Source organism: Pseudomonas sp. 2725 (genome assembly GCF_050434585.1).
Lineage (GTDB): Bacteria > Pseudomonadota > Gammaproteobacteria > Pseudomonadales > Pseudomonadaceae > Aquipseudomonas > Aquipseudomonas jessenii.
This window is the reverse complement of the sequence record NZ_JBNDIV010000003.1, coordinates 403127-428848: the sequence shown is the minus strand read 5'-3', so window position 1 is coordinate 428848 and position 25722 is coordinate 403127. Positions and strand designations below refer to the sequence as shown.

General features: G+C 60.7%; 18 protein-coding genes and 1 tRNA gene. 13 read left to right on the top strand and 6 right to left on the bottom strand.

Going from position 1 to position 25722, the window contains the following annotated elements; translation table 11 throughout:
- Positions 1–67: 67 nt before the first annotated feature.
- A complete protein-coding gene (locus tag ABIE16_RS09740) occupies positions 68–292 on the bottom strand; it encodes a YgdI/YgdR family lipoprotein (protein WP_057714802.1) in 225 nt (74 codons plus the stop codon).
- A gap of 197 nt (positions 293–489) precedes the next feature.
- Between ABIE16_RS09740 and ABIE16_RS09735 the strand changes: the two genes are divergently transcribed.
- From ABIE16_RS09735 to ABIE16_RS09720, 4 genes are all read left to right on the top strand, one after another.
- A complete protein-coding gene (locus tag ABIE16_RS09735; RefSeq protein WP_429520984.1) occupies positions 490–2157 on the top strand; it encodes a VRR-NUC domain-containing protein in 1668 nt (555 codons plus the stop codon).
- Positions 2154–4433 (top strand): ATP-dependent DNA helicase, encoded by a 2280-nt coding sequence (locus ABIE16_RS09730; RefSeq protein WP_429520983.1) that lies wholly within the window; start codon positions 2154–2156, stop codon positions 4431–4433. The genes ABIE16_RS09735 and ABIE16_RS09730 overlap by 4 nt, the downstream gene beginning before the upstream one ends.
- A gap of 125 nt (positions 4434–4558) precedes the next feature.
- The gene (locus ABIE16_RS09725; protein WP_429520982.1) at positions 4559–5461 is read left to right on the top strand and encodes a zeta toxin family protein; all 903 of its coding nucleotides are present in this window, start codon (positions 4559–4561) and stop codon (positions 5459–5461) included.
- A gap of 100 nt (positions 5462–5561) precedes the next feature.
- The gene (locus ABIE16_RS09720) at positions 5562–7478 is read left to right on the top strand and encodes a PAS domain S-box protein (protein ID WP_429520981.1); all 1917 of its coding nucleotides are present in this window, start codon (positions 5562–5564) and stop codon (positions 7476–7478) included.
- Here the strand turns inward: ABIE16_RS09720 and ABIE16_RS09715 are convergent.
- A complete protein-coding gene (locus ABIE16_RS09715) occupies positions 7456–8817 on the bottom strand; it encodes a cation:proton antiporter (protein ID WP_159389947.1) in 1362 nt (453 codons plus the stop codon). The two genes, ABIE16_RS09720 and ABIE16_RS09715, sit on opposite strands and share 23 nt — an antisense overlap.
- Positions 8818–9015: 198 nt before the next feature.
- Positions 9016–10170 (bottom strand): MalY/PatB family protein, encoded by a 1155-nt coding sequence (locus ABIE16_RS09710; RefSeq protein ID WP_429520980.1) that lies wholly within the window; start codon positions 10168–10170, stop codon positions 9016–9018.
- A gap of 289 nt (positions 10171–10459) precedes the next feature.
- Between ABIE16_RS09710 and fdnG the strand changes: the two genes are divergently transcribed.
- From fdnG to ABIE16_RS09675, 7 genes are all read left to right on the top strand, one after another.
- Positions 10460–13525: a formate dehydrogenase-N subunit alpha gene (gene fdnG, locus ABIE16_RS09705; RefSeq protein ID WP_429520979.1), complete on the top strand. Its 3066-nt coding sequence runs from the start codon at positions 10460–10462 to the stop codon at positions 13523–13525.
- Positions 13526–14461 carry a formate dehydrogenase subunit beta gene (gene fdxH / locus ABIE16_RS09700; protein ID WP_057714811.1) on the top strand — a complete coding sequence of 312 codons (936 nt, stop codon included), beginning with the start codon at positions 13526–13528 and terminating at the stop codon, positions 14459–14461.
- A complete protein-coding gene (locus ABIE16_RS09695) occupies positions 14458–15123 on the top strand; it encodes a formate dehydrogenase subunit gamma (protein ID WP_057714812.1) in 666 nt (221 codons plus the stop codon). The genes fdxH and ABIE16_RS09695 overlap by 4 nt, the downstream gene beginning before the upstream one ends.
- 3 nt (positions 15124–15126) lie before the next feature.
- Positions 15127–16053: a formate dehydrogenase accessory protein FdhE gene (fdhE, locus tag ABIE16_RS09690; protein ID WP_349734226.1), complete on the top strand. Its 927-nt coding sequence runs from the start codon at positions 15127–15129 to the stop codon at positions 16051–16053.
- A 51-nt stretch (positions 16054–16104) separates the two neighbouring features.
- Positions 16105–17535, top strand: a complete 1431-nt coding sequence (gene selA / locus ABIE16_RS09685) for an L-seryl-tRNA(Sec) selenium transferase (RefSeq protein WP_429520978.1) — start codon at positions 16105–16107, stop codon at positions 17533–17535.
- A complete protein-coding gene (selB, locus tag ABIE16_RS09680; RefSeq protein ID WP_429521163.1) occupies positions 17532–19439 on the top strand; it encodes a selenocysteine-specific translation elongation factor in 1908 nt (635 codons plus the stop codon). Before selA ends, selB begins: the two co-directional genes overlap by 4 nt.
- 19 nt (positions 19440–19458) lie before the next feature.
- Positions 19459–19554, top strand: a tRNA-Sec gene (locus tag ABIE16_RS09675).
- 8 nt (positions 19555–19562) lie between these two features.
- On the opposite strand, the gene ABIE16_RS09670 is transcribed toward ABIE16_RS09675, so the two are convergent.
- Entirely contained in the window at positions 19563–20891 is a 1329-nt protein-coding gene (locus ABIE16_RS09670) for an OprD family porin (RefSeq protein WP_429520977.1), read from the bottom strand.
- Positions 20892–21140: 249 nt separating this feature from the next.
- Here ABIE16_RS09670 and ABIE16_RS09665 point away from each other — a divergent pair, with 249 nt between their 5' ends.
- Positions 21141–21872, top strand: coding sequence for a hypothetical protein (locus ABIE16_RS09665; RefSeq protein ID WP_349734222.1), 732 nt, complete (start codon positions 21141–21143; stop codon positions 21870–21872).
- A 349-nt stretch (positions 21873–22221) separates the two neighbouring features.
- Here the strand turns inward: ABIE16_RS09665 and ABIE16_RS09660 are convergent, their stop codons facing one another.
- Both ABIE16_RS09660 and ABIE16_RS09655 read right to left on the bottom strand, forming a co-directional pair.
- Positions 22222–23712, bottom strand: coding sequence for a DUF1254 domain-containing protein (locus ABIE16_RS09660; RefSeq protein WP_349734220.1), 1491 nt, complete (start codon positions 23710–23712; stop codon positions 22222–22224).
- Between the two features lie 110 nt (positions 23713–23822).
- On the bottom strand, positions 23823–24890 hold the full coding sequence (locus ABIE16_RS09655) for an alpha/beta fold hydrolase (RefSeq protein WP_090455232.1): 1068 nt from the start codon (positions 24888–24890) through the stop codon (positions 23823–23825).
- 289 nt (positions 24891–25179) lie between these two features.
- On the opposite strand from ABIE16_RS09655, the gene ABIE16_RS09650 reads away from it, so the two are divergent.
- A complete protein-coding gene (locus ABIE16_RS09650) occupies positions 25180–25689 on the top strand; it encodes a cupin domain-containing protein (RefSeq protein WP_429520976.1) in 510 nt (169 codons plus the stop codon).
- The last annotated feature ends 33 nt before the right edge of the window (positions 25690–25722 follow it).

Here is a 25722-nt window from a genome sequence, read left to right as displayed (position 1 = left end):
CGCTCCCGCAAGGTTGGCGCATACCCTGTGGGAGCGGGCTTTCCCGCGATGAACGATAACGCGAAATTCAGTCTTCCCTGCGAATCGTGGCCACTTCATCGGCCTTGACTTTCACTTTCGCCCCGGAAATATCTTCGAACTCGAAGAAGCCATCCTTTGTCTTGGTTTCCGGCATGTCCTTGGTCAAATACTGGGTGCCGTTCTGCAGGGTCACCACCGTTGGCGTCGAGCAACCGGCCAGCATCAGCAGGGCCGCCGCCGCCAAGGGCAAGCCCAATGTCTTGATGTCCATAATCACCTCCCGTACGTTTTGAAGCAGCACCATCAGCTCGAGGCTGTCACCGTTTCTCTCTGGCGGTTGGTGCCGCCCGGGGGCAGAAAGTTCTACTGCCCGGAAAAAATACCGTACAGCGCCGCCATTTATCCTTTTCCGATTGCGCCGCGCAGGGCGGAACTGGTATCTGTACGCATAACCAGTATTCGCTCGCCATGGCCCATTTCCCTGTGACTGCAAATCCCCTCGACGATCCGTTCTACTACTTGAATAACTTCATGCAAGTGCTTGATTGGCTTGAGCAGCGCTCAAGCGATTTGTTGAGCGTCGAAGAGCAGCGCTTCACACATGAGTTTAAGCGGTTGCCCCGTGAATCGCAGGCGCTGCTGGTCAGAATGGTGATGCGCAAAGGCGTTCATTTCAGGGCGAGCAAGCTGCATTACGACGAAATCGGCGATATCGGCACCGCCGCCGGCCCGCTGCTCGAGCTGCGTTGGGTCGAAGGGCAAATGCCCATCGCCATCGACGAACTGTTCGAGGTGCTGCTCAAGGCAGAAATCCTCCAGACCTTTGCCGCTGTCATCGATCAACCCAAAGGCAAGAAAGCCGATTGGTTGCCGGCGCTGTGCGAGCAGTTTCCCCAGGTGCAAAGCTTCAACGACTGGTGTCCGAGCCTGGACGAGCGCCTGTTCAGCCTGACCATCATGCAATTGTGCGATCGCCTGCGCCTGATGTTTTTCGGCAACCTGTATCAGGACTGGTTGGAGTTCGTATTGGCCGACCTCGGTATCTACACCTACGAAAAAGTCGAATTCTGTGCCGAGTCCCGTGGCTTGCGCAGCCGCGAAGACGTGGATGCCTGCGTCCTCCTGCACGCATACCAGCAACAATTCGAGGCCGGTGAAGCGCTGGAAGAGGTGGCCGAGCGGATCAAGGGCCTGGCGCTGGACAATCCGTGGTTGCAACGCCGGCGCGGCAAGCTGCTGTTCCAGATGGCCCAGTACTGCGAACGCATCGCCGATTTCTCCATGGCCCTGAACCTGTACCGCGAATGCGCTTTTCCCGGCGCGCGTGCGCGGCTCATTCGCGTACTGGAACGCAGCGGCCAGTTTGAACAGGCGATGGACCTGGCCGTGCAGGCTGAACAGGCACCGCAAAGCGCCGCGGAACACCAACAGTTGCTCCGCGTCCTGCCACGTCTGCGGCGCAAGCTCGGCGGGCCGCCCATCAAGCGGGCAGCGCCTCGGGAAATGCAGCGCCTGGACCTGCAATTGCCCAGGACAGACCCGGCATTATCGGTGGAGTTCTATGTTCAGGCGCATCTGGCGCAAGATTCGGCGCCGGTGCACTACGTGGAAAACAGCCTGGTCAATTCATTGTTTGGCCTGCTGTGTTGGCCCGCGATCTTCGCGCCTTTGCCGGGGGCGTTTTTTCACCCGTTCCAGCGCGGGCCGGTGGATTTGCTCAGCGAAGACTTCCATGTCCGCCGGGCCGAACTGTTTCAGGCTTGCCTGGCCGAACTCGACGACGGGCGCTACCGGCAGACCATCCGCGAACGTTATGCCGCCAAGTGGGGCGTGCAGTCGCCGTTCGTGTTCTGGAGCGTGCTCAGCGAAGAGTTGCTGGAGCAAGCCCTCGATTGCCTCCCGGCCGAGCACCTCAAGCACTGGTTCAACCGCCTCTTGCTGGACATCAAGGCCAATCGCGCCGGCATGCCGGACCTGATCCAGTTCTGGCCGCAGCAAAAGACCTACCGCATGATCGAGGTCAAGGGCCCGGGCGATCGCCTGCAGGACAACCAGTTGCGCTGGCTGGAGTTCTGTCATGAGCACCAGATGCCCATCGCCGTGTGCTACGTGCAATGGGCGGAGCAGGGCGATTGAGCTACAGCATTGCGGTGCGGGCGCTGTGCGAGTTCACCGCCAAGACCGGCGACCTCGATCTGCGCTTCACGCCGTCACCAACCGCGCTGGAAGGTATCGTCGGGCACCGTACGGTGGCCTCGCGACGCAGCGAGGGTTACCAAAGCGAAATTGCCCTTGAGGGCCAGTATCAAACCTTGACGGTCAAGGGCAGGGCGGATGGCTATGACCCCGGGCAAAACTGCCTGGAGGAGGTCAAGACCTACCTCGGCGACTTGAGCAAACAACCGGCCAACCACCGCCAATTGCATTGGGCCCAGGCCAGGATCTACGGCTGGTTGATGTGTCGGAAACTGGACCTCTCGCGGATCAGTCTGGCACTGGTGTATTTCGACATCGTCAGTGAAAAGGAGACCTGCCTGGTCGAGTCTTTCGACGCCATCGAGCTGCAACAGTTCTTCGAACGGCATTGCGCGCAGTTCCTGCAATGGGCCGAACAGGAAGTCGCCCATCGAGAAGGGCGCAATCTGGCTGCGCAGGCCCTGGCCTTTCCCCATGCCGGTTTTCGACCGGGGCAGCGTCATCTGGCCGAATCGGTGTTCAAGGCCGTCAGCACGGGGCGCTGCCTGATGGCCCAGGCGCCCACGGGCATCGGCAAGACCCTGGGCACCTTGTTCCCGATGATCAAGGCGCTGGCGCCGCAGCAACTGGACAAGGTGTTCTTCCTTACGGCGAAAACCCCGGGACGGCAACTGGCCCTGGACGCCGCGCATGTGATGCTTGCCAGCGCCGATGCGCCGCCGTTGCGGGTGCTGGAGATGATCGCCCGGGACAAGGCCTGCGAACATCCGGACAAAGCCTGCCACGGCGAGTCCTGCCCACTGGCCCGGGGGTTCTACGATCGCCTGCCCGCCGCACGGCAGGCGGCCAGTCAACTGAGCCTGTTGAACCAGAGCGCCTTGCGCGAGGTCGCCCTGGCGCACGATGTCTGCCCGTATTACCTGAGCCAGGAAATGGCGCGTTGGGCCGACGTGGTGGTTGCCGACTACAACTATTATTTCGATTTCAGCGCGTTGCTGTTCGGTCTGGCCCAGGCCAACAACTGGAAGGTTGCGGTGCTGGTCGACGAAGCCCACAACCTGGTGGAACGCGGCCGCCAGATGTACAGCGCCAGCCTCGACCAGGCGACCTTCAACGGCGTGCGCAAAACCGCTCCCGAAGCGCTGAAAAAACCCATGCAACGGGTCAACCGCGAGTGGAATGCCCTGCATAACGCGCAAACCGGCGCCTATCAGGCCTATGACAAGGCGCCGGAAAAGCTCCTGCAGGCGCTGTCATCGTGCAGCGCCAACATCGGTGACTACCTCAACGATCACCCTCAAGGCCTGGACAGCGCACTGCAGGGATTTTACTTCGACATGCTGCACTTTTGCCGGGTCGCCGAACTGTTCGATGAGCAGTTCCTGTTCGACATCAGCAAGCGCGACCTCGAGCGCCAGCGCAACCTCTCGCAACTGTGCCTGCGCAATGTAGTCCCCGCCGGCTTCATCCGCCCGCGCCTGACCGCCGCGCGTAGCACGGTGCTGTTTTCCGCGACCCTCAGCCCCCGGCACTATTACGCCGATTTACTGGGAGCGCCGCAGGACACGGTGTGCATCGACGTCGAGTCGCCGTTTCACGCCGATCAACTGCAAGTGCACATCGTCGACCAGATCTCCACGCGGTTCGTACATCGCCAGTCCTCTCTCGAACCGATCGTGGACTTGATCGCCAGGCAGTTCTGCAAACGCCCCGGCAATTACCTGGCGTTTTTCAGCAGTTTCGATTACTTGCAGCAGGTGGCGCAGTTGCTGGCCGAGCGGCACCCGCGGATCAAACTGTGGTCGCAATCCCGTGGCATGGGCGAGGCACAGCGTCAGCAGTTTCTCGATCAATTCCACGCCGAAGGCCAGGGCGTCGGCTTTGCGGTATTGGGCGGGGCCTTTGGTGAAGGCATCGATTTGCCCGGCGCCAGGCTGATCGGCGCGTTTATCGCCACGCTGGGGCTGGCGCAACTCAATCCGGTAAATGAGCAACTGAAACGGCGCATGGCCGCCATTTTCGGTGCCGGTTATGACTACACCTACCTTTATCCCGGCGTACAGAAAGTGGTTCAGGCCGCTGGACGGGTCATCCGTACGCAACAGGATCAAGGAGTGGTGATGTTGATCGACGACCGTTTTGGCGAGCACAAGGTCAGGCAATTACTGCCGCGCTGGTGGTCGATTGCGACAACGAATTCTCGCTCTGCGCCGTAGGAATCTTTACCTTTAAAAACAAATACATACCTTGATCAAAACAACGAATTGAACAATCAGCGCCAGCACGCTTTATTGGAAAGGCTAGATATCACAACCCAATTCTTTGATAAGGAAATCAAGGTATGTCAGAAGCACCGAAATACAACTATTCCTCAGACGACGTGATCAAGGCGTTCGACGAGATCTTCCCTGCGCTCTTCGTCGGCAAAACTGCTGAAGCCATCCCAAAGTTGCTGATCACCGCCGGAGTGGAGGGCTCGGGCAAGACTTACTTGTTGGAAAAGAGCTTGCTGCCATCCGGGAATTACGAGAACTACATTCGACTGTACCTGCCTGAATATCGAAAAAAACACCCGCATTACGCCGACATGATCAAGCTCGGCGTTTTGCACGCCTACGAACATACAGAAGCGTTTGCCAGGGAGCTCGGTGAGAAAATCTTCGCCAACGCGCTTTCTCAAAGATGCAACATCATCATGGAGTGCGCGTTCGATGACATCGGTTTTGCCGGATTGGCAAAATTTGTTCCCGGTTATCAACTCGAAGTCCATGTCGTGGGCTGCAATCACGCGTTCGCCCATCTGTCCAGCATCAAAAGAGCATTCTCCAGCCTGGAAAAGCAGGAGATGGAACGGTTTGTCAGCTATTCGAGACTCGAATCGAGCATCAGTAACGCCCCTGCGGTTCTCGTTGCGTTCGAGTTCATCGCAAAGACAGTGAGTGGCTCGCAAATCTTCCTGTACGAGCGCGGTCTGGGCACGCTGAGCGAACGGGTACTGCGTGCTCACAGCACCTATACCCTGGACCCAAATGGGAATTTGAACGAAGTTTCAACGTTGCTGCCATATGCGTACAGGGCCTATGACACTATCCTCAGAAGGTCCGTCTATTCGATGGAGGAGCGTGACGAGATGGTCAGGGAATGTCATCTGCAGCTGCTTAAAACCAGCAAATATGACAAACAGGTTCCCGATTTCGTCTACAACGACCTTTACTCCTATATCACCAAATACGTGTATCGCTAAGCCGGGATTGCAGGCTATGAAGCAAACTGCCGCAGTCATGGCTTTCCAAATTGGCAGTTTGTCTCATACTCCAGAAAAACAATCATGACGCGAGAACTCAATGAGCGAGGATCGAAACAGGCCGAGTACCGTTGAGGACAAGCGCTTTCGCCTGTTGATCGATGCAGTGATCGACTATGCGATCTACATGATTGATCCCGACGGCATCATTACCAGCTGGAACGCCGGCGCCAGGCGTTTCAAGGGCTACGAGGAGGCCGAGATCCTCGGTCAGCATTTCTCGCGTTTCTACACCGATGACGATCGCCGTGCCGGCTTGCCCCAGCGGGCACTGGACACGGCGATTCGTGAAGGGCGTTTCGAGGGCGAAGGCTGGCGGGTGCGCAAGGACGGCACGCATTTCTGGTGCCATGTGGTCATTGATCCGATCTTCGACCCGTCGGGCACGTTGCTCGGTTTCGCCAAGATCACCCGGGACCTGACCGATCGCAAAATGGCCGAGGAAGTCCTCAAGCAAAGCGAGCAGCAGTTTCGCCTGCTGGTGCAGAGCGTTACCGACTATGCGATCTACATGCTTTCCCCGGACGGCCGGGTGAGCAACTGGAACCCCGGCGCCCAGCGCATCAAGGGTTACTTGCCGGAAGAGGTCATTGGCCGGCATTTTTCGATGTTCTACACCCCGGAGGATCGCGATGCCCGCGAGCCACAACGGACGCTGGATATTGCCGTTCGTGAAGGGCGCTTTGAAAACAAGGGCTGGAGGATGCGCAAGGATGGTACGCGGTTCCTCGCCCATGTCATCGTCGACCCGATCTGGGGCGACACCGGCACATTGCTCGGTTTTGCCAAGATCACCCGGGACATCACTGAAGTCACCCAGGCGCAGCAGGCGCTGGAGCAAACCCGTGAGGCCTTGTTCCAGGCGCAGAAAATGCAGGCCATCGGCCAGCTCAGCGGTGGGATCGCCCACGACTTCAACAACCTGCTGACGGTGATCCTCGGCAATCTGGAAATCGTGCGCAAACGGGTGACGGATGACCCCAAAATAACCCGCCTGATCGACAACGCCACCCAAGGTGCCTTGCGCGGTGTATCCCTGACCCAGCGCATGCTGGCGTTTGCCCGACGCCAGGAGCTCAAGTCGGTACCTGTGCGGATACCGGCGTTGGTGGAAGGCATTTCCGGGCTATTGCGCAGCTCCCTGGGGCCTTCGGTGAAAGTCGAAACACGCTTTCCCGAGGATCTTGAACCGGTGATGGCGGACATCAATCAACTGGAACTGGCCGTACTGAACCTGGCGACCAACGCCCGCGACGCCATGCCCCACGGCGGGACCATCATCTTCAGTGCCAGGACCGAGGAGGTCACCGGCGGCGCCTCATCATTGGCCGCTGGGCGTTATGTGTGCCTGAACATTGCCGATACCGGCGAGGGCATGGATGAAACCACGCTGGCCTCGGCGATGGACCCCTTTTTTACCACCAAGGGCGTCGGTAAAGGTACGGGCCTGGGGTTATCGATGGTCCACGGTTTTATCGAGCAATTGGGTGGGCGCTTCATCCTCAAAAGCAACAAGGATCAGGGTACGACGGCCGAGTTGTGGTTGCCGGTTGCCACCCGGGGTTCGGTGGCTGAGCCTGTAGCGCAAACGCAGACCGTGGAAGTGCCCCGCCTGTGCGTACTGGTGGTGGACGATGACAGTCTGGTGTTGACCAGCACCAGTCTGCTGCTTGAGGACCTCGGGCACCGGGTCATCAGTGCGCCTTCCGGAGCCAGGGCGCTGGAGCTGTTCGGCAGTGAACCGGGTATCGATCTGGTGATCACCGACATGGCCATGCCACAGATGAGTGGCGCGCAACTGGCCAACGCCATCAGGCTCATACGGCCGAGCGTGCCGATCATTCTCGCCACCGGTTTTGCCGAACGCCTGGAAGGCATTGCCGCGCGTCTACCTCGTTTGTCGAAACCCTTTACCCAGCTCAACCTGGTGGAAGTCATTGCCTTGGCGATGAAGTGACGCGGCGGTTACGCCGTTCATAGCGGGCAAGCATCGGCTGGGTGCTGATGCCGTGGACCAGAATGCTCAGGGCGACCACCGAGAGCGTCAGGTCGGCACACACCGTTGCCACTGAAGGCAGCAGATCGTGGTTCAAGGCATAGAAAAGGTAGTAGAAACTCCCGATGCCGCGAATTCCGAACCAGCCAATCAACCAGCGTTGCGGGCCATTGAGCAGCGAACCCCATGGCATCAGCCAGACCGTCAGCGGGCGAATCATCCCGAACAGTACCAACGCGACCAGCAACGCCCGCCAGTCCCAGTGCGCGATCAGCACAATACCGAGCAAGGTGACCAGAAAAACTTCCATGGCCCGTTCCACCAGGCTGCCGAACGACAGCATGTCGCCCATCATGATCCCGGCGGCGACTTGCGTGTCTTCCAGGTGCTCCACATTGCCGAGCACGGCCGCCTCCGGTTCGACATGCTGATGACCGACCACCGCTTGAACCAGGTGTTCGGCCGGTGTGTGGGCGTCACTGCTTGTCCTGACCTCGGCCCGGCGCAAGCCCAGGCCGGCGGCAAACACCGAGAGGAACCCGTAGCCGCCGATGGTTTCGGCCACGACGTAAGCCAGTGCGATCAAGGCCAGGGCAAGGTAGTCATTGGGGGAAAACGTGCTGTCGGCATTCTTGATGCGCATGAACAACGTCAGGTGACCAATACCGCGCCCCATCCAGTAACCGGTCAGCAGTCCGGCGGGCACGCCCCACAACAGGCGCTTGAAAAACCAGTCATCCAGACCGCTGCCAAAGCTGCCGTTTTGCTGCAAAAACAACAGTCCCAGAATCACGAACGGAAAAGCGATTCCGTCGTTCAGTCCCGCCTCGCCCGAGAGCCCGAACCGCACCGGATCATCATCCTTGGCGTCATTGACCTGAACCAGCGAGGCCAGGACCGGATCGGTCGGCGCCAGTATCGCCCCGATCAGCAGCGACGGCCCCCACGCCAGTCCGAAAGCGAAATGCAGCAGCAGGCAGACGCCGACAATGGTCAGCACCATCACCGGTCCGGCCAGGACGAACGCCACTCGCCATCGGCGATCACGAAGAGGAGGTCGCAGCTTGAGCCCGCAGACAAACAATGAAAACAGCACCGCGACTTCCGTCAGGTGCTCGATCCAGAACGCCGCCTCCTTGATATCCAGCCTGAGCATACCCAGGCCCGCCGGCCCGATGGCGATGCCCAGGACCAGGCACACCGCCGAAGTGGTGACCGGCATCCAGCGCAGGTACGACGAAGTCAGTGCCAGGGTCAGCAACACCGCGCCCAACACCGCCACCCAGGCAACGAAACTCATGGCTCAGATCCCGAAACAACCGTCAGTGCAGGGCTATAGGCTGTTGAGCATTGAAGGGCTGCATCGGTTCAATTATTACCTGCAGGAGTGAGCCTGCTCGCGATAGCGCCGTGTCAGGCAACACATTGCCGACTGACAGGACGCCATCGCGAGCAGGCTCACTCTCACAAGGGGATAGGTATGGCTAGAGGGGGCGGGTCAGGCCTTGAGATGGCGCAAACTGCGCTCCATCCGCGCAATGCCTTCTTCCAGCAGCGACCTTGGGCAGCCGAAGTTCAGGCGCACGAACTGCTTGCAGCCATCGCCGAAGTCCAGACCGGCGCTCAAACCCACCTTGGCCTGTTCGAGGAAAAACTGCTGCGGGTCGTCCAGCCCCAGTGCCGTGCAGTCGAGCCACGCCAGGTAGGTGCTTTGCGGCAGGTTCATGGTGATGCCCGGCAGGCGGGTGTGTACGGCCTCGGCCAGGTAATCCCGGTTGCCTTGCAGGTAGACCTTCAGCTCGGCAAGCCATGGTGCGGCTTCGCTGTAGGCGACGCGGGTGGCTTCCATGCCCAGCGGATTGACGCTGTCGACCATGCCGCAACGAGCGTGGTTGACCTTCTCGCGCAGGTGGCGGTCCTGGATGATCATGAACGAGGTCTTCAGGCCGGCGATGTTGTAGGCCTTGCTCGCCGACATCAAGGTGATGGTGCGCTGGGCGACCTGCGGGCTCAGGGTTGCCATCGGAATGTGCTGGCGGCCGTCGAAGCACAACTCGGCGTGGATCTCGTCGGAAATGATCCAGGCATCATGCTCAAGGCAAATGTCGGCAATGGCTTGCAGCTCTGCGCGGGGGAAGGCCTTGCCCAGCGGGTTATGCGGGTTGCTCAGCAGCAGTGCGCCACCACCTTGCAGCGACTGGCTCAGGGTATCCAGCGGCGTTGTGTAGGTGCCGTCGGCTTGCTCATCGAAATTCAGTTCGACCTTGTTCAGCCCCCAATGCCCGGGCGCATGACGCAGCGGTGGGTAGTTCGGCACCTGCACAACGACATTCTGTGGCGCCTGCACCAGTGCCTTCAGTGCCATGTTGAAGCCGGACTCGACGCCCGGCAGGAAAATCAGCTCCTGGGGCTCGACGCGCCAGGCGTACTTGTTCCAGAGGTCGGCAACGATTGCCTCGCGCAGGTCATCCTGGGCCACGCTGTAGCCGACCATCGGGTGTTCCAGTCGTTTTTGCAGGGCCTGGATGATCATCGGCGGCGCGGCGAAATCCATGTCGGCGACCCACATCGGCAACACATCGGCGGGGTAGCGGCTCCACTTGGTGCTGCCGGTGTTGTGGCGGTCGAACACCTGATCAAAATCGAAAGTCATGCGGGGTCTCGTAACGGCAGGTTGGTTATGGCGCCATGATAAGCGCCAACCCCCTGTAGGAGCGAGCTTGCTCGCGATGGAGTGTCAGTCGACACTCACTCAGCTGATACACCATCGCGAGCAAGCTCGCTCCTACAGTGGGTAGTGTCTGGAGGGCCGACGGTCGGCTGTCATGGTGAATTCGACAGCATTGACTACAGTTTGTAGTGTCGGCAGCCAGACTGCCGCGACCGTGGTTGTTCGAAAAAGCCCGGCCATGTACCGGGTTCCACCTGATCAGGAGTGCACGATGGATCTCAGCCGTCGTCAGTTCTTCAAGGTCGCCGGCATCGGCCTTGCAGGCTCTAGCCTGGGTGCGTTGGGCATGGCCCCGACGCTTGCCTTTGCCGAACAGGTGCGTCACTTCAAGCTCGCCCACACCCATGAAACCCGCAACACCTGCCCGTATTGCTCGGTCGGTTGCGGCTTGATCATGTATAGCCAAGGCGATACGGCGAAGAATGTCGCGCAAAACATCATCCACATCGAAGGTGACGCCGACCACCCGGTCAACCGCGGCACCCTTTGCCCTAAAGGCGCAGGCCTGCTGGACTTCATTCACAGCCCCGGCCGCCTGCAATACCCGCAGGTGCGCAAACCCGGCAGCACCGAATGGACCCGCATCTCCTGGGATGAAGCGCTCGATCGCGTCGCCGACCTGATGAAGGCCGACCGCGACGCCAACTTCGTCGAGAAGAACGCCCAGGGCCAAACGGTGAACCGCTGGCTGACTACCGGTTTCCTCGCGGCATCGGCGGCGTCCAACGAAGCCGGCTATATCACCCATAAGGTGGTGCGCAGTCTCGGCATGCTGGGGTTCGATAACCAGGCGCGTGTCTGACACGGCCCGACGGTGGCAAGTCTTGCCCCGACGTACGGCCGTGGTGCCATGACCAATACCTGGACCGATATCGCCAACGCGAATCTGGTCCTGGTGATGGGCGGCAACGCAGCAGAAGCGCATCCGTGCGGCTTCAAATGGGTGACCGAAGCCAAGGCGCACAACAAGGCGCGGCTGATCGTGGTCGACCCGCGTTTTACCCGGACCGCCTCGGTGGCCGACTATTATGCGCCGATTCGCACCGGCACCGACATTGCCTTCATGGGCGGGCTGATCAATTACCTGCTGACCGAAGACAAGATCCAGCACGAATACGTGCGCAACTACACCGACGTGTCGTTCATCGTCAAAGCCGGCTATGGCTTCGAGGACGGGATCTTCAGCGGCTACGACGCCGCCAAGCGCCTTTACACCGACAAGTCCGGCTGGGGCTATGAACTCGGTGAAGACGGTTTTGCCAAGGTCGACCCGACCCTGCAGGACCCACGCTGCGTCTATCAGTTGATGAAGCAGCATTACAGCCGCTACAGCAAAGAACTGGCGAGCCAGATCTGTGGCATGCCCGTCGATGCCATGCAAAAAATCTGGGAGGAAATCGCCACTTGCTCGACACCGGGCAAGACCATGACCATCCTCTATGCCCTGGGCTGGACCCAGCACTCGATTGGCGCGCAGATGATTCGCAGCGCGGCGATGGTGCAACTGCTGCTGGGCAACGTCGGCATGCCGGGCGGCGGCGTGAACGCCTTGCGCGGGCACTCCAACATCCAGGGGCTGACCGATCTGGGCCTGTTGTCCAACTCACTACCGGGCTACCTCACGCTACCCGGCGATGCCGAACAGGACTACAACGCCTACATCGTCAAGCGCACGCAAAAGCCGTTGCGCCCGGGGCAACTGTCCTACTGGCAGAACTACGGCAAATTCCACGTCAGCCTGATGAAAGCCTGGTACGGCGCCAACGCCACGGCCGAGAACAACTGGGCCTACGACTACCTGCCGAAACTGGACATTCCCCAATATGACATTCTCAAGGTGTTCGACCTGATGGGGCAGGGCAAGGTCAACGGCTACATGTGCCAGGGTTTCAACCCCATTGCCGCATTGCCCGACAAGAACCGGGTGATGGCAGCGCTGGCCAAGCTGAAATGGCTGGTGGTGATGGATCCGCTGGCCACCGAGACCTCGGAGTTCTGGCAAAAGGTCGGGCCGTACAACGACGTGAACAGCGCCGACATCCAGACCGAAGTCATTCGCCTGCCCACCACCTGCTTTGCCGAAGAGGATGGTTCGCTGGTCAACAGCAGCCGCTGGCTGCAATGGCACTGGAAGGGCGCCGACGGACCGGGTGAAGCGCAGACCGATATCCGCATCATGAGCGAGCTGTTCATACGTCTGCGTCAGCGTTATCAGGCCAATGGCGGCAAATACCCCGACCCGATGCTCAAACTGTCGTGGCCGTACAAGATCCCCGAGGAACCTTCGCCGGAAGAACTGGCCAAGGAAATCAACGGCTCCGCCACCACGGACTTCACCGACGCGACGGGCGCGGCGATCAAGGCCAATGCGCAACTGGCCGGGTTCGGCCAGCTCAAGGATGACGGCAGCACGGCGTCCGGTTGCTGGATTTTCTGTGGCAGCTGGACTGAACTCGGCAACCAGATGGCGCGGCGCGACAACAACGACCCGTACGGCATGCACCAGCATCAAGGCTGGGCCTGGGCCTGGCCGGCCAACCGGCGGATTCTCTACAACCGCGCTTCGGCGGACCTGCAAGGCAAGCCGTGGGATCCGAAAAAACGCCTGGTGTGGTGGAACGGCAAAGCCTGGGCCGGCACCGATGTGCCGGACTACAAGGCCGATGTGCCGCCGGAAGCGGGGATGAATCCGTTCATCATGAACCCCGAGGGCGTGGCGCGATTCTTCGCCGTCGACAAGATGAACGAAGGCCCGTTCCCCGAGCACTACGAGCCGTTCGAGACGCCGATCGGCATCAATCCGCTGCACCCGCAAAACAAGAAAGCCACCAGCAACCCGGCGGCGCGGATCTTCGATTCGGTGTGGGATTCCCTCGGCGTGGCCAAGGATTACCCGTACGCCGCGACCAGTTACCGGCTGACGGAGCATTTCCACTTCTGGAGCAAGCATTGCAAGCTCAACTCGATTACCCAACCGGAGCAGTTCGTCGAGATCGGCGAAGTGCTGGCCAAGGAAAAAGGCATCGTCGCCGGCGACCGGGTGCGGGTCAGCAGCAAGCGTGGCTTCATCGAAGCGGTGGCGGTGGTGACCAAGCGGATTCGTCCGCTGCAGGTCAACAATCAGGTGGTGCACCAGATCGGCATTCCGTTGCACTGGGGGTTCACCGGTCTTACGCGCCACGGTTACCTGACCAACACCCTGGTGCCGTTCCTCGGCGATGGCAACACCCAGACCCCGGAATCCAAGTCATTCCTGGTCAACGTGGAGAAAGTCTAAATGGCCAGCCAAGACATCATTGCCCGCTCGGCCACCACCACACCTGCGCCCTCGGTGCGCGGCATGGAGGAAGTCGCCAAGCTGATCGACACCACCAAATGCATCGGCTGCAAGGCCTGTCAGGTCGCCTGCTCGGAATGGAACGAGTTGCGTGACGAGGTCGGCCATAACCATGGCACCTACGACAATCCTCAGGATCTCACCGCAGAAACCTGGACATTGATGCGCTTCACCGAGCACGAGACCGACGCCGGTAACCTGGAATGGCTGATCCGCAAGGATGGCTGCATGCACTGCGCCGAGCCCGGTTGCCTGGCGGCATGCCCCAGCCCGGGGGCGATCATCAAGCACGCCAATGGCATCGTCGATTTCGATCAGGATCATTGCATCGGTTGCGGCTATTGCATCACCGGGTGTCCGTTCAACATTCCACGGATCTCGCAAAAGGATCACAAGGCCTACAAATGCACCTTGTGCTCTGACCGGGTGGCGGTAGGGCTGGAGCCGGCCTGCGTGAAAACCTGCCCGACCGGTGCCATCGTGTTCGGCTCCAAGGACGACATGAAGGAACATGCGGCCGAGCGTATCGTCGACCTCAAGAGCCGGGGTTTTGAAAACGCCGGCCTATACGACCCCGAAGGCGTCGGCGGTACCCACGTGATGTACGTGTTGCACCACGCCGATACGCCAAGACTGTACGCCGGCTTGCCCGATCACCCGGCGATCAGTCCGTTGGTAGGGCTGTGGAAGGGCATCAGCAAACCCCTGGCACTGTTGGCCATGGGCGCAGCGGTGCTGGCCGGGTTCTTCCACTACGTGCGCGTCGGTCCGCAAATCGTCGAAGAGGATGAACATCCGGAGCCGCCGGACAACGCCGTGCACGAAGTCGATCCATCGGTGCACACCTTCGATCCCCGAGGGGAGGGCAGGCCATGAGCGACAAGACGATCCTGCGCTACACCAGCAACCAGCGCACCAATCACTGGCTGGTGGCGATTCTGTTCCTCATGGCCGGGTTGTCCGGGCTGGCGCTGTTCCACCCGGCGCTGTTCTGGCTGAGCAACCTGTTCGGCGGCGGGCCATGGACGCGCATCCTGCACCCGTTCATGGGCGTGCTGATGTTCGTACTGTTCCTCGGCCTGGTGTTTCGCTTCTGGCGCGCCAACTACTTCATCGCCAATGATCGCCTGTGGCTAAGGCGCATCGACCGGGTGATGAAAAATGAAGAGGAGGGCGTCCCGCCCATCGGCAAATACAACCCCGGGCAGAAGCTGCTGTTCTGGACTTTACTGCTGTGCATGCTGGTGCTGTTGTTCAGCGGGCTGGTGATCTGGCGTGCGTACTTCAGCGAGTATTTCGGCATCACCACGATACGCTGGGCGATGTTGCTGCATGCGCTGGCCGGTTTCGTGCTGATCCTGAGCATCATCGTGCACATCTATGCCGGCATCTGGATCAAGGGCTCGGTCAGCGCCATGTTGCACGGCAGGGTCAGCCGCGGCTGGGCCAGGAAACACCACGAACTCTGGTATCGCCAAGTGACTCAAGATGAGACCCGCGGCGAAGCGCCCAAACGACCGATCACCAAAAAGGGCTGACATTTGCCAACCATCCTTGAACCCGGAGAAATCGAAGCGGCGGCCAGTTCGCCGCCGTTTCTGTACATGCCACCGCATAACCTGTTCAGCCTGCGTGGCCAGCGCCTGGAAACGCTGGCCGAAGGGCACCCGATGGCCGATTACCTGCGCCTGATCGCCGGGTTGTGCCGGGTGCAGCAACAGGTGCTGGACGACCCGCCGCCAAGCGACCCCCTTGACCGGCAACGCATCGAGTTGTGCCAGCAACACGGCTTGCCGCCGTTCGCGGCCGACAGCCTGGCGCGCGAAGACGATTGGCAGCCTTACCTCGATGCCTTGCTGCAGTGCTATAGCGCACCGTCACAATCCGCCGTGGCCGATGCCGTGGACACCTTGCGCCTGGCCGGTGCCGGGCAACGGCGTGCCTGGGCGGTGGCGCTGGTCAGTGGCCAGTATTCGCTGGTGCCGGCGGCGCTGGTGCCGTTTCTCGGTGCGGCGCTTCAAACAGCCTGGAGCCACTGGCTGTTGAGTACGCCGAACCTCGCACTAACTCCCGGCGACAGCCTCAGCCAGTGCCCGGCCTGCGGCTCGCCGGCCATGGCCGGGGTGATCCGTCATCGCGGCAAGCACAACGGCTTGCGTTATCTGGTCTGCTCGCTGTGTGCCTGCGAGTGGCATGTGGTGCGGGTCAAATGCGTGTATTGCGAACAGAGCAAGGGCCTGGAATACCTCAGCCTTGAAGATGATCGCCATGCCGCCAACCAGGCGCCGTTGCGCGCCGAAGTCTGCCCCGGTTGCAACAGTTATCTGAAGTTGCTCTATCTGGAGAACGATGCGGACGCCGAAGCGTTGTCGGCAGACCTGTCCAGCCTGATGCTCGACATGCGCCTGACCCAGGACGGTTATCAGCGTCTGGCACCCAATCTGTTGCTGGCGCCGGGAGACGAGTAACCGCAGCGTCTACACTCTGGCGCGAGGGCCATTCGTTTTCAGGAGCGCCAGATGTCTGTACGCAGTGCCAGCCAACCCCTGCGTCTACCTTCTATCGACAGTTTGTTGCGTCACCCGGCGTGCCGGCCGTTGGCCGAGCGCTATGGACGCGACGCCTTGCTGGGCGCCTTGCGGCTATTGCTGGATGAACTGCGCGAAGGCGTACGGCAGGGTTTGCTCGAACCTGTGGAAGTCAGCGCCGACGTGCTGGCGGGCAGGGTCGGCGAGCGATTGGCAACCGAGCATCGCAGCCATGTGCGTCGGGTGTTCAACCTCACCGGCACGGTCTTGCACACCAATCTCGGCCGGGCGTTGTTGCCCAAGGAAGCGATTGAAGCGGTGCAAATGGCCGCGCGCTATCCGCTCAACCTCGAGTTCGACCTGCGCAGCGGCAAGCGCGGAGATCGCGACGACCTGATCGAAGGCTTGATCCGCGAATTGACCGGCGCCGAAGCGGTGACCGTGGTCAACAACAATGCCGCAGCGGTGCTCTTGACCCTCAACAGCCTGGGCGCGCGCAAGGAAGGGATTATTTCCCGGGGCGAACTCATTGAAATCGGCGGTGCCTTCCGCATTCCCGACATCATGGCCCGCGCCGGGGTGAAGCTGGTTGAAGTCGGCACCACCAACCGCACCCATGCCCGCGACTACGAGACTGCCATCGGCCCGCGCAGCGGCTTGATCATGCGCGTGCATGCAAGCAACTACAGCATTCAAGGCTTCACCACGAGTGTGGCGACGGCTGAACTGGCGCAAATTGCCCACCAACATGGACTGCCGTTGCTCGAAGACCTCGGCAGCGGCAGTCTGCTGGACTTGACCCGCTGGGGTTTGCCGGCAGAGCCGACGGTGCGCGAGGCCCTGCTCGATGGCGCGGACATCGTCACCTTCAGTGGCGACAAACTGCTCGGCGGACCACAGGCCGGGTTGATTGTCGGCCGCAAGGAATTGATCGCCAGGATCAAGAAAAACCCGCTCAAACGTGCACTGCGTGTCGACAAAATGACCCTGGCGGCCCTGGAAGCCGTGTTGGGTTTGTACCGAAACCCGGACCGATTGGCCGAGCGTTTGCCGAGCCTGCGCCTGTTGACCCGGCCACAGGCCGAGATTCTCGCCCAGGCCGAGCGCTTGCGGCCGGCGCTTGCCCAAGTGCTGGGTGACGGCTGGAGCGTCAGCGCCATGCCGGCACTGGGCATGATCGGCAGCGGCAGCCAGCCGGTGGCGAGGCTGGCCAGCGCAGCGCTGTGTCTGCGCCCGCTGACGTCCAAGCGCTTGCGCGGACGCTCGTTGTTGACGCTGGAAGAAGCCTTTCGCGACTTGCCGATTGCGGTCCTGGGGCGCATCGACGATGACGCCCTGTGGCTGGACCTGAGGCAACTGGACGACGAGCCGGCATGGCTGGCGCAACTCGAACAATTACACGTGGAGGGCCGGGCAGGGTGATTGTCGGCACCGCAGGGCACATCGACCATGGCAAGACGGCGCTGCTCCAGGCGCTGACCGGTCAGGCGGGTGACCGGCGCCGCGAAGAGCGTGAGCGCGGCATGACCATCGACCTTGGCTACCTGTATGCCGAGCTGGAGGCGGATGCGCAGCTGACCGGATTCATCGACGTTCCCGGCCATGAGCGCTTCACCCACAACATGCTGGCCGGAGCGCAGGGCATCGATCTGGTGTTGCTGGTGGTGGCCGCCGATGACGGGGTGATGCCGCAGACCTGCGAGCACCTGGCGATTGTCCAGTTGCTGGGCATCCCCCGGGCACTGGTGGCGATCAGTAAGTGCGACCGGGTCGACAGCGACCGGGTGCAGATCGTGCGTGAGCAGGTCCGTACCTTGCTGGCGCCCGGAGCGTATGCCGATGCGCCGCTGATTGCGCTGTCGAGCTTGACCGGCGAGGGCATCGAAACCCTCCGCCAACAATTGCTGCAAGCCCAGCGTGAAGTACAGCAGCGCAGCACCGAAGGCGGTTTTCGCCTGGCGATCGATCGGGCTTTCAGCGTGGCCGGGGCCGGTATCGTGGTGACCGGCACGGCGCTGTCCGGCCAGGTCGCGGTGGGCGATACCCTGCTGTTGGGACCACAGGGCAAACCGGTGCGCATTCGCGGCCTGCACGCGCAAAGCCAGGCTGCCGACCACGCTTTCGCCGGCCAGCGCGTGGCCTTGAACCTGAGTGCCGAACGGCTGGCTCTGGAACACATCCATCGCGGCCACTGGTTGCTGGCCGAGAGCTTGTACGCGCCTACCCGGCGCCTGGACATCGACATGCAACTGCTGGCCGGCGAACCCCGGGCTTTCGAACACTTTCAACCGGTGCACGTGCACCTCGGCACCCAGGACGTGACCGGGCGCGTCGCCTTGCTGGAAGGCACCAGCCTGGCACCCGGTGGCCGGATGTTTGCGCAACTGCTGCTAAACACAGCGGTGCATGCCGTGAAGGGTGATCCGCTGATCCTGCGTGACCAGAGTGCCCAACGAACCCTGGGTGGCGGCCGGGTGCTCGATCCGTTTGCCCCGGATCGGCAACGCCGCAGCCCCGAACGTCTGGCGCAACTGGGTGCGCTGGCGAACAGTGCCGGGCTGGAAGAAGTTTTGCCGGCGTTGCTGGCCCACAGCGACACCGGACTCGATCCGCAGCGCCTGGAGCGGCAGTTCAACCGACCGCGCAGCAGTTGGGTGTTGCCCGCTGACGTGCGCCTGATCGATACCCGTCAAGGCCCATTGCTGTTCAGTGCAAGTCGCTGGGAATCGTTGAAAGCGCCCTTAGTGGATCAGCTCGCGCATTTCCATCAACTGGAACCGGATCAGATGGGGCCGGACCGGGATCGCCTGCGTCGATTCACCGGCGGCACGCTGGATCGCCCAACGTTTATCAGCCTGCTCGACGAGTTGTTGGCCAGCGGCGACATCGCCAGCAGCGGCCCGTGGTTGCACCTGCCCGAACATCAGGTGCGTTTAAGCGAAGAGGACGAAACCCTGTGGCTACAATTGCAGCCGCTATTCGAACAGGCCGGATTCGACCCGCCCTGGGTGCGCAATCTGGGGCATGACGAAGCCACCGTCCGCGCATTGCTACGCAAAATGGCGCGCCTGGGCTTGATGCACCAGGTGGTGCGCGACCTGTTTTACACCGACAGCATGATTCGCCGATTGGCGGCTATGCTGTTGCAACTGGCGGACGCCAACCCGGTGATTCAGGTGACGGCGTTTCGTGATGCGGTGGGCCTGGGGCGCAAGCGCAGCATTCAGATACTGGAGTATTTTGACCGTGTCGGCCTGACCCGGCGCTTTGGCGATCGTCGGCAGATTCGCCTGGACAGTGCGCTGGCCCAGCGAAATGAGCTTTGATTCAGAGGCAATAACTCAAGGAAGGCAATCGCGCCCGGTGGCGCGGCCGGGCTTCAAACCCGGTTGGGGACGGCATCCGTTCCCGGGCAGGTTCGACTCCGGCTGCCTTCCGCCACTTTCCGCTCAGAACGGCCCGAAGTTCAACGGGTACTGGATGACCACGTACACCCGGTCGATGTCATCGCCGGCCTGGGCCGCGTTCGCCCGGTGCGACACATGGGACAGTTGCAGCGACAAACCCTTGGCCGTCCCGGCCTGCACGACGTAGTGCAGGTCGATGTCACGCTCCCAGTGTCTGCCCCCGGCACCTTGTTGTGGCACGTAGGTGCCGGTCGCCGGGTCGAACGGGTTGTAGGCCCCGCCTTGTGGTGCATGGGTGCCGTCGATCTGGTCGCCGGTGACGTAGCGGGTCATGAACTTCAGGCCGGGTATCCCGAAGGCAGTCAGGTCCAGGTCATAACGAACCTGCCAGGAGCGTTCGTGGGCGCCGTTGAAGTCGGCGTACTTGATCGAGTTGGCCAGGTAGATGGAATCGCCACCGACGAAATCGAATGGCGTATCACCGTCGACTTTCTGATACGCCAGGGTGAAACCATGGGCGCCCAGCGCGTATTTACCGGACAGGCTGTACGCCGTGTTGTCGATGGCACCGGCCAGCGCCTGACCACTGTCCCTGGTGTGATAGAGGTTGGCGTCGAGGAACACCCCGGACTGCTTGAAGTGCAGGTTGCCGTAGTACTGATGCCAGGTGTCGGTCAGATCCGAGGCATACAGGGCGCCGCCAACCGGGCTTTGGGTAAACAGATCGGCGCCGACAAACGAAATGCCGCCGGCCTCGGTATTGGCGCCATAACCGAAAAAGTTGCCCTTGCCTGAAGCACTGTCCTGATTCTTGAATGCCGTGAAGTGACCGGCTTGCAGGTTCATGCCATCGATTTCGCGGCTGTTGAGCAGAAAACCTGTGGCGTACTCCGGCTGCAGGCGTTTGTCCGCGGTATCGAACACCGGGGATTCGACCTCCATTTCGCCAAACGCCAGGGTGGTATTCGATGCCTTGAGCTTGATCGCGCCGCCACCGCTGGAGTAATTGCTTTCGCTACGACCGTCACTGCCCACGGGCAGCAGACCGGTTCCGGAATGGCCTTTGCCACCGTCGAGTTTCAATCCAGCAAAGGCATGGGCATCGAGACCGAAACCAACTGTGCCCGGCGTGAAACCGGATTCAAAAGCGCTGATAAAACCTTGAGCCCATTCGGCTTTGAAGTTTTTTCCGGTCGGTGAGGGGGATCGATAGTCGCTGTTCAGATAAAAGTTTCGACTGAGCACGCCAAGGGTCGAGCCCTCGAAAAATCCGTCTGCGCCTTGCACCGATTCCTCGGCCGGTGCGTGGTTGGCCAGCAGGCAGAAAAACAGGGCAACAGGCGCCCTGAAATCTTGCAGGGAAAGGATCATCAATGGGTCACCACAGGGGAGGTTCTGCCTTTGCAATGGTCATGACACTGTTCTTACGGGGGGCGTGAGGTGGTCATGGTTACGTAGATCGGGTCGGGAATATTGAATCGGTGTGCTGTCTTTGATGCCTGGTGCGCAAAGTGGCTAGAACCCCAATAGGGCTGTCCATCGGCACGGTCCTGCAAGCGGCCGGCTATCGATTATTCTGGTAATGAGGCCAGCGCTGCCGGCCGAGGAGGGGACGCAATCATGTCTGCACAGGATCGAGAACTGCTGGACCAGGTGCTTGCCGCCCATGGCGGCCTGGTGCGCTGGAACAGTTTCAATAAGGTCTGCGCCACGATCGTCACCGGCGGCTCGCTCTGGGGCATGAAAGGGTTGACCCAGGACAGCGCGCCACGCCAGATGACCGCGTGGTTGCATGAACAAAGAGCCTCGGTGAAACCCTTCGGCGCACCGGAGCAATTCACGGCCTATACGCCGAACCGAATCGCCATCGAGAATACCGCGGGCAAGGTGATTGCCGAGCGCCATGCGCCCCGGGCATCCTTCAAGGGCCATGGGGAACACACGGCGTGGGACCCGTTGCACCGGGCCTACTTCAACGGCTATGCGATGTGGTCCTACCTGACCATGCCCTTCCTGTTCACCTTGCCGGGCGTAACCTGCGAGGAAATCGAGCCCCTGCAAGAGGGGGCCGAACTCTGGCGGCATTTGCGGGTGCACTTTCCCGACAGCATCGCAACCCACAGTGCCATCCAGGACTTCTATTTCGGCGATACCTTTCTGCTGCGCCGCCACGACTACAACGTCGATGTGAGCGGCGGCATGCCCGCTGCCCAACTGGTTGGTGACTACGTTGAAGCCGACGGATTGCGCATGCCGGGCAAGCGGCGAGCCTATCGACGCAAGATCGATGGGCAGGTCAACAAGGAGGCGTTGCTGGTGTCGATCGACTTGAGTGAAATCCATTACTCGTAGCAAAAATCGTGTCTTGGCGTAACCGGGCGGAGCGCGAAGCTAGCCGTCGCGTCCTGTGGGAGCGAGCTTGCTCGCGATGAGGCCGGCACATCCAGCATTGATGCCGGCTGACACTCCGCCATCGCGAGCAAGCTCGCTCCCACCTTTGTTTTGTGGTGTGACAAGCATTTGTGGGCGCCACTGAAATCTGTGGGAGCGAGCTTGCTCGCGATGAAGCCGGCACGTCCAACATTGATATCGGCTGACACTCCGCCATCGCGAGCAGGCTCGCTCCAACAGGGTTTAGGGGGTTTCCATGCCGCCAAAATGAAATGAGCGCCACCCGGGCGCTCATTTTTTCAGATCCTGTTCATTTGGTTTTCACCACCGCCGGTGGGGTCCAGTCGCCGTCGAGGACATCGGCTTGCGGCCAGTAGGCGCGGATGTACAGCGAGAATTCGGCACCTTTGGGCGAGGGCAGCCAGTTGCTTTCCTTGTCCTTGCCCGGTGATTCACTTTGCACGTAAATGGTCAGCGAGCCGTCAGGATTGGTTTGCAGGGATTTGTTCTTGGTGCCGATGGAGTAACGCTTGAGCTCATTAGGCGAGAAGAAGTGCTGTTCGTTGTACAGCGTCAGCGACCAGAACCCCCTGACTGGCGGCAGCTTGCCTTTGGCGAACGTGACGCTGTAGCCGTACCGGCCGTTGAGGCGCAGGCCGTTCTCATCCAGGTCCTGGTAGAAGTATTTGGTCTCTTTCTGCTGGTTCACGAATATGTTCGAACGCGCGACGGCGGTACGGGTGAAATAGTCGGTGCCGAACGCTGCACCGTTGCTCACGGTGCTCCAGTGATTGGGCAATTGCAGACCGTAGTTGCGGAACTGCAACAGCGGGTCGATCACTTCGCTGTCGGCCTTTTTCGCCTCGTCGATCATCGCAGCGCGAAGTTGCGGGTCGGCCTTGGCGATGGCCGCGAGGGTGGCCATTTGCGCGTAGCGGGCTTCTTCCCCCGGCAATGGCTTGGCGTCCTTGAGCAGGGCCGGCAGCTCATCGAAGAACTTCTCCGGCACCACCCACTTGGTTTCGGCATTGCCTTCGGTAGCCTGGGCCGGGAATTTCGGCAGCTTGGCCCAGTTGCGCTTCTTCATTTTGCCGTCGTATTGCGACAGCGGGTACATGTCGATGCCCGACAAAGCCGGCTGCACGGCCTGGCGGTCGGCGGCGGTGTCGTCCTGGAATACCCGTGGGATCACGAACCCGGTGTTCGTACGCGCCCGGTACACCCGCTTGATGCCGGGCGGCACCTTGCCGTTCCAGTCCGGGCCGACCAACAAGTAGAAACCCGGTTGGGTGTTATACATTTTGCCCATTTCGGCGAAGCTGTCCGAACGCAGGTCCACCACCTGATACACCCAGAAACGGCCGTCGAAGTCCGGCACTTGCAGCACCACCGGCTCAATGTCCAGGGCGATGCTGCCGGCGCCGTACACCACGTCCTGGTTCGGACAGGCCACCAGCCGCTCGGCCGGGTCGATGTAGTCGCTGAGCATCGACAGCCGATTGATCGGGGCCACGGGTACGATGCCGCCCATCAAGCCGGGTTCCGGCAAGTTCTTGAAGGCCTGGCGACGATTGAAGATATTGGCCATCGGCCAAGCCCAGAAATACGCCTCGCGCGCCATCATGCGCACATACGGTTCGGTTACTTTGGTGCCGGCGACAGGGCCTGAGACAGGGCTGGCGACCGGAGCGGCAACAGTGGCTTGCGCTGCGTAACCCGGTGTACTCAACAGGGCTGCGGCTGTGACCGTACTGGCGAAAGTCAAGGCGAGGAGGGCATGACACCGGGGTAAACGATTCATGAAGCGTCCTTACTTGTCGGCAGTCACCGAATGCAGGTGATTCGCTCTCAAGATAGCTCATCCATTACCCCAGTGCTGTTCAGCACAGGCGCGAGGGCCTCAGATCGACCTTAAAGATGATCGGCATCAATCACCGCCTTGGCGAACGCCTGCGGATCTTCCTGCGGCAGATTGTGGCCGATGCCACCATTGATCAACCGGAACTCGTATTTGCCGGTGAAGCGCTTGGCATAGTCTTCAGGCGCCGGGTGCGGTGCGCCGTTGGCATCGCCTTCAAGGGTGATGGTCGGCACGCTGATGGACGGCGCCGTGGCCAGTTTCTGCTCCAACGCTTCGTACCGACTTTCGCCCTGGACCAGGCCCAGGCGCCAGCGGTAGTTGAACACAGTGATGTCGACATGGTCGGGGTTGTCCAGCGCCTTGGCGCTGCGGTCGAAGGTGGCGTCATCGAACGCCCATTTCGGCGAGGCCAGTTGCCAGATCAGCTTGGCGAAGTCATGGGTGTTCTTCTCGTAACCGGCGCGACCACGGTCAGTGGCGAAGTAGAACTGATACCACCACTGCAATTCCGCCTTGGGCGGCAGCGGGTTCTTGCCGGCCGCCTGGTTGCCGATCAGATAACCGCTGACCGAAACCAGCGCCTTGACCCGTTCCGGCCACAGTGCCGAGACAATGCCGGCCGAACGCGCACCCCAGTCGTAGCCACCGAGCACCGCTTGCTTGATCTTCAGGGCATCCATGAAGTCGATGACATCACTGGCCAGTGCAGCCGGTTGGCCATTGCGCAGGGTTTTGTCGGACAGGAAATGCGTATCGCCATAACCCCGGGCATAGGGCATCAGCACCCGATAACCCTTGGCGGCCAGCAACGGCGCAACCTCATCATAGCTATGAATGTCGTACGGCCAGCCGTGCAGCAGGATCACCACCGGCCCGTTGGCCGGGCCTGTTTCTGCGTACGCCACGTCCAGCAGCCCGGCGTTGACATGCTTGAGCGGGCCGAAGGGCGAGGGCGCCGCCTGGGTGGTACCGGCAGGGGCCACGGCTGGCTGCGCGGTGGCGGCCGTTTGCGCGTGGGCCGCACCGAGCACACCGAACAGCGTCAGCGCGAGAATCGAAGGACCGACCAGGTGGCGGCGAGTCTTGCCGGATTTGCTGTTGCGCAGTGCCATCTTCATGGGATGTCTCCATTACCAGCCGTGGGTCAGGGGTTCCGTCCGAACCCCTTCAAACCTTACGAGCATTCAAGCGCGACAACGTATCTGGCCTGTGTCCAATTGCAGTCCGGATGAAAGTCTGTGTATCGAGGTGTCACGCCGATACACTGTGATACACAACAGGTCAGACACTGGAGGGGGGCAGGATCAGTATGAAGACTAACTCGACTAAAGCACTATTTAGTCGAGTTATGTTGGCAAATGCTTCGATTATGCCAATAAAGTTGCGATTTAAAGGCAGGGAGACAAAATGAATCAAAGCACCACGAAAATTGCAAAGCTGATCAAAACCCTGGCCCTTGAGCCCCATATCGAAGGTGGTTTCTTTCGCAGAACCTACCAGTCGGACGACCAGAACATGATTCTGACGTCCACCGGCCAACGGCATTGCATGACGTCGATTTTCTATCTGCTGACCCAGGACGCTCCAATAGGTCATTTCCATCTGAACCGGTCAGACATCGTTCATTACTATCATCTGGGCGATCCGATTCAGTACACGCTGATTTTTCCGGACGGCACATTGAAAACCATTGTGATGGGTCACGACGTTCTCGCCGGACAATGCTTGCAACTGCATGTGCCCGGTGGCATCTGGAAAGCTTCGCAGGTGATGCACGGCGCAGCAGGATTCGGCTTGATCAGTGAAGCGGTTACGCCAGGCTTTGATTTCGCAGATATGGAAATGGGTGACCGGCAAAAGCTCGGTCAGCAGTTTCCTGAGCATTGGGCATTGATCGAAAGGCTGACGCGAGGATGAGGGGGTTCCTTGCTTCAAGATCTGTGTGAGTCT

What these genes read in the sequence shown, in the direction of transcription:
- ABIE16_RS09740 (WP_057714802.1), bottom strand. Translation starts at nt 292, where the DNA reads ATGGACATCAAGACATTGGGCTTGCCCTTGGCGGCGGCGGCCCTGCTG.
- ABIE16_RS09735 (WP_429520984.1), top strand. Translation starts at nt 490, where the DNA reads ATGGCCCATTTCCCTGTGACTGCAAATCCCCTCGACGATCCGTTCTAC.
- ABIE16_RS09725 (WP_429520982.1), top strand. Translation starts at nt 4,559, where the DNA reads ATGTCAGAAGCACCGAAATACAACTATTCCTCAGACGACGTGATCAAG.
- ABIE16_RS09720 (WP_429520981.1), top strand. Translation starts at nt 5,562, where the DNA reads ATGAGCGAGGATCGAAACAGGCCGAGTACCGTTGAGGACAAGCGCTTT.
- ABIE16_RS09715 (WP_159389947.1), bottom strand. Translation starts at nt 8,817, where the DNA reads ATGAGTTTCGTTGCCTGGGTGGCGGTGTTGGGCGCGGTGTTGCTGACC.
- ABIE16_RS09710 (WP_429520980.1), bottom strand. Translation starts at nt 10,170, where the DNA reads ATGACTTTCGATTTTGATCAGGTGTTCGACCGCCACAACACCGGCAGC.
- fdxH (WP_057714811.1), top strand. Translation starts at nt 13,526, where the DNA reads ATGGCCAGCCAAGACATCATTGCCCGCTCGGCCACCACCACACCTGCG.
- ABIE16_RS09695 (WP_057714812.1), top strand. Translation starts at nt 14,458, where the DNA reads ATGAGCGACAAGACGATCCTGCGCTACACCAGCAACCAGCGCACCAAT.
- selA (WP_429520978.1), top strand. Translation starts at nt 16,105, where the DNA reads ATGTCTGTACGCAGTGCCAGCCAACCCCTGCGTCTACCTTCTATCGAC.
- ABIE16_RS09670 (WP_429520977.1), bottom strand. Translation starts at nt 20,891, where the DNA reads ATGATCCTTTCCCTGCAAGATTTCAGGGCGCCTGTTGCCCTGTTTTTC.
- ABIE16_RS09665 (WP_349734222.1), top strand. Translation starts at nt 21,141, where the DNA reads ATGTCTGCACAGGATCGAGAACTGCTGGACCAGGTGCTTGCCGCCCAT.
- ABIE16_RS09660 (WP_349734220.1), bottom strand. Translation starts at nt 23,712, where the DNA reads ATGAATCGTTTACCCCGGTGTCATGCCCTCCTCGCCTTGACTTTCGCC.
- ABIE16_RS09655 (WP_090455232.1), bottom strand. Translation starts at nt 24,890, where the DNA reads ATGAAGATGGCACTGCGCAACAGCAAATCCGGCAAGACTCGCCGCCAC.
- ABIE16_RS09650 (WP_429520976.1), top strand. Translation starts at nt 25,180, where the DNA reads ATGAATCAAAGCACCACGAAAATTGCAAAGCTGATCAAAACCCTGGCC.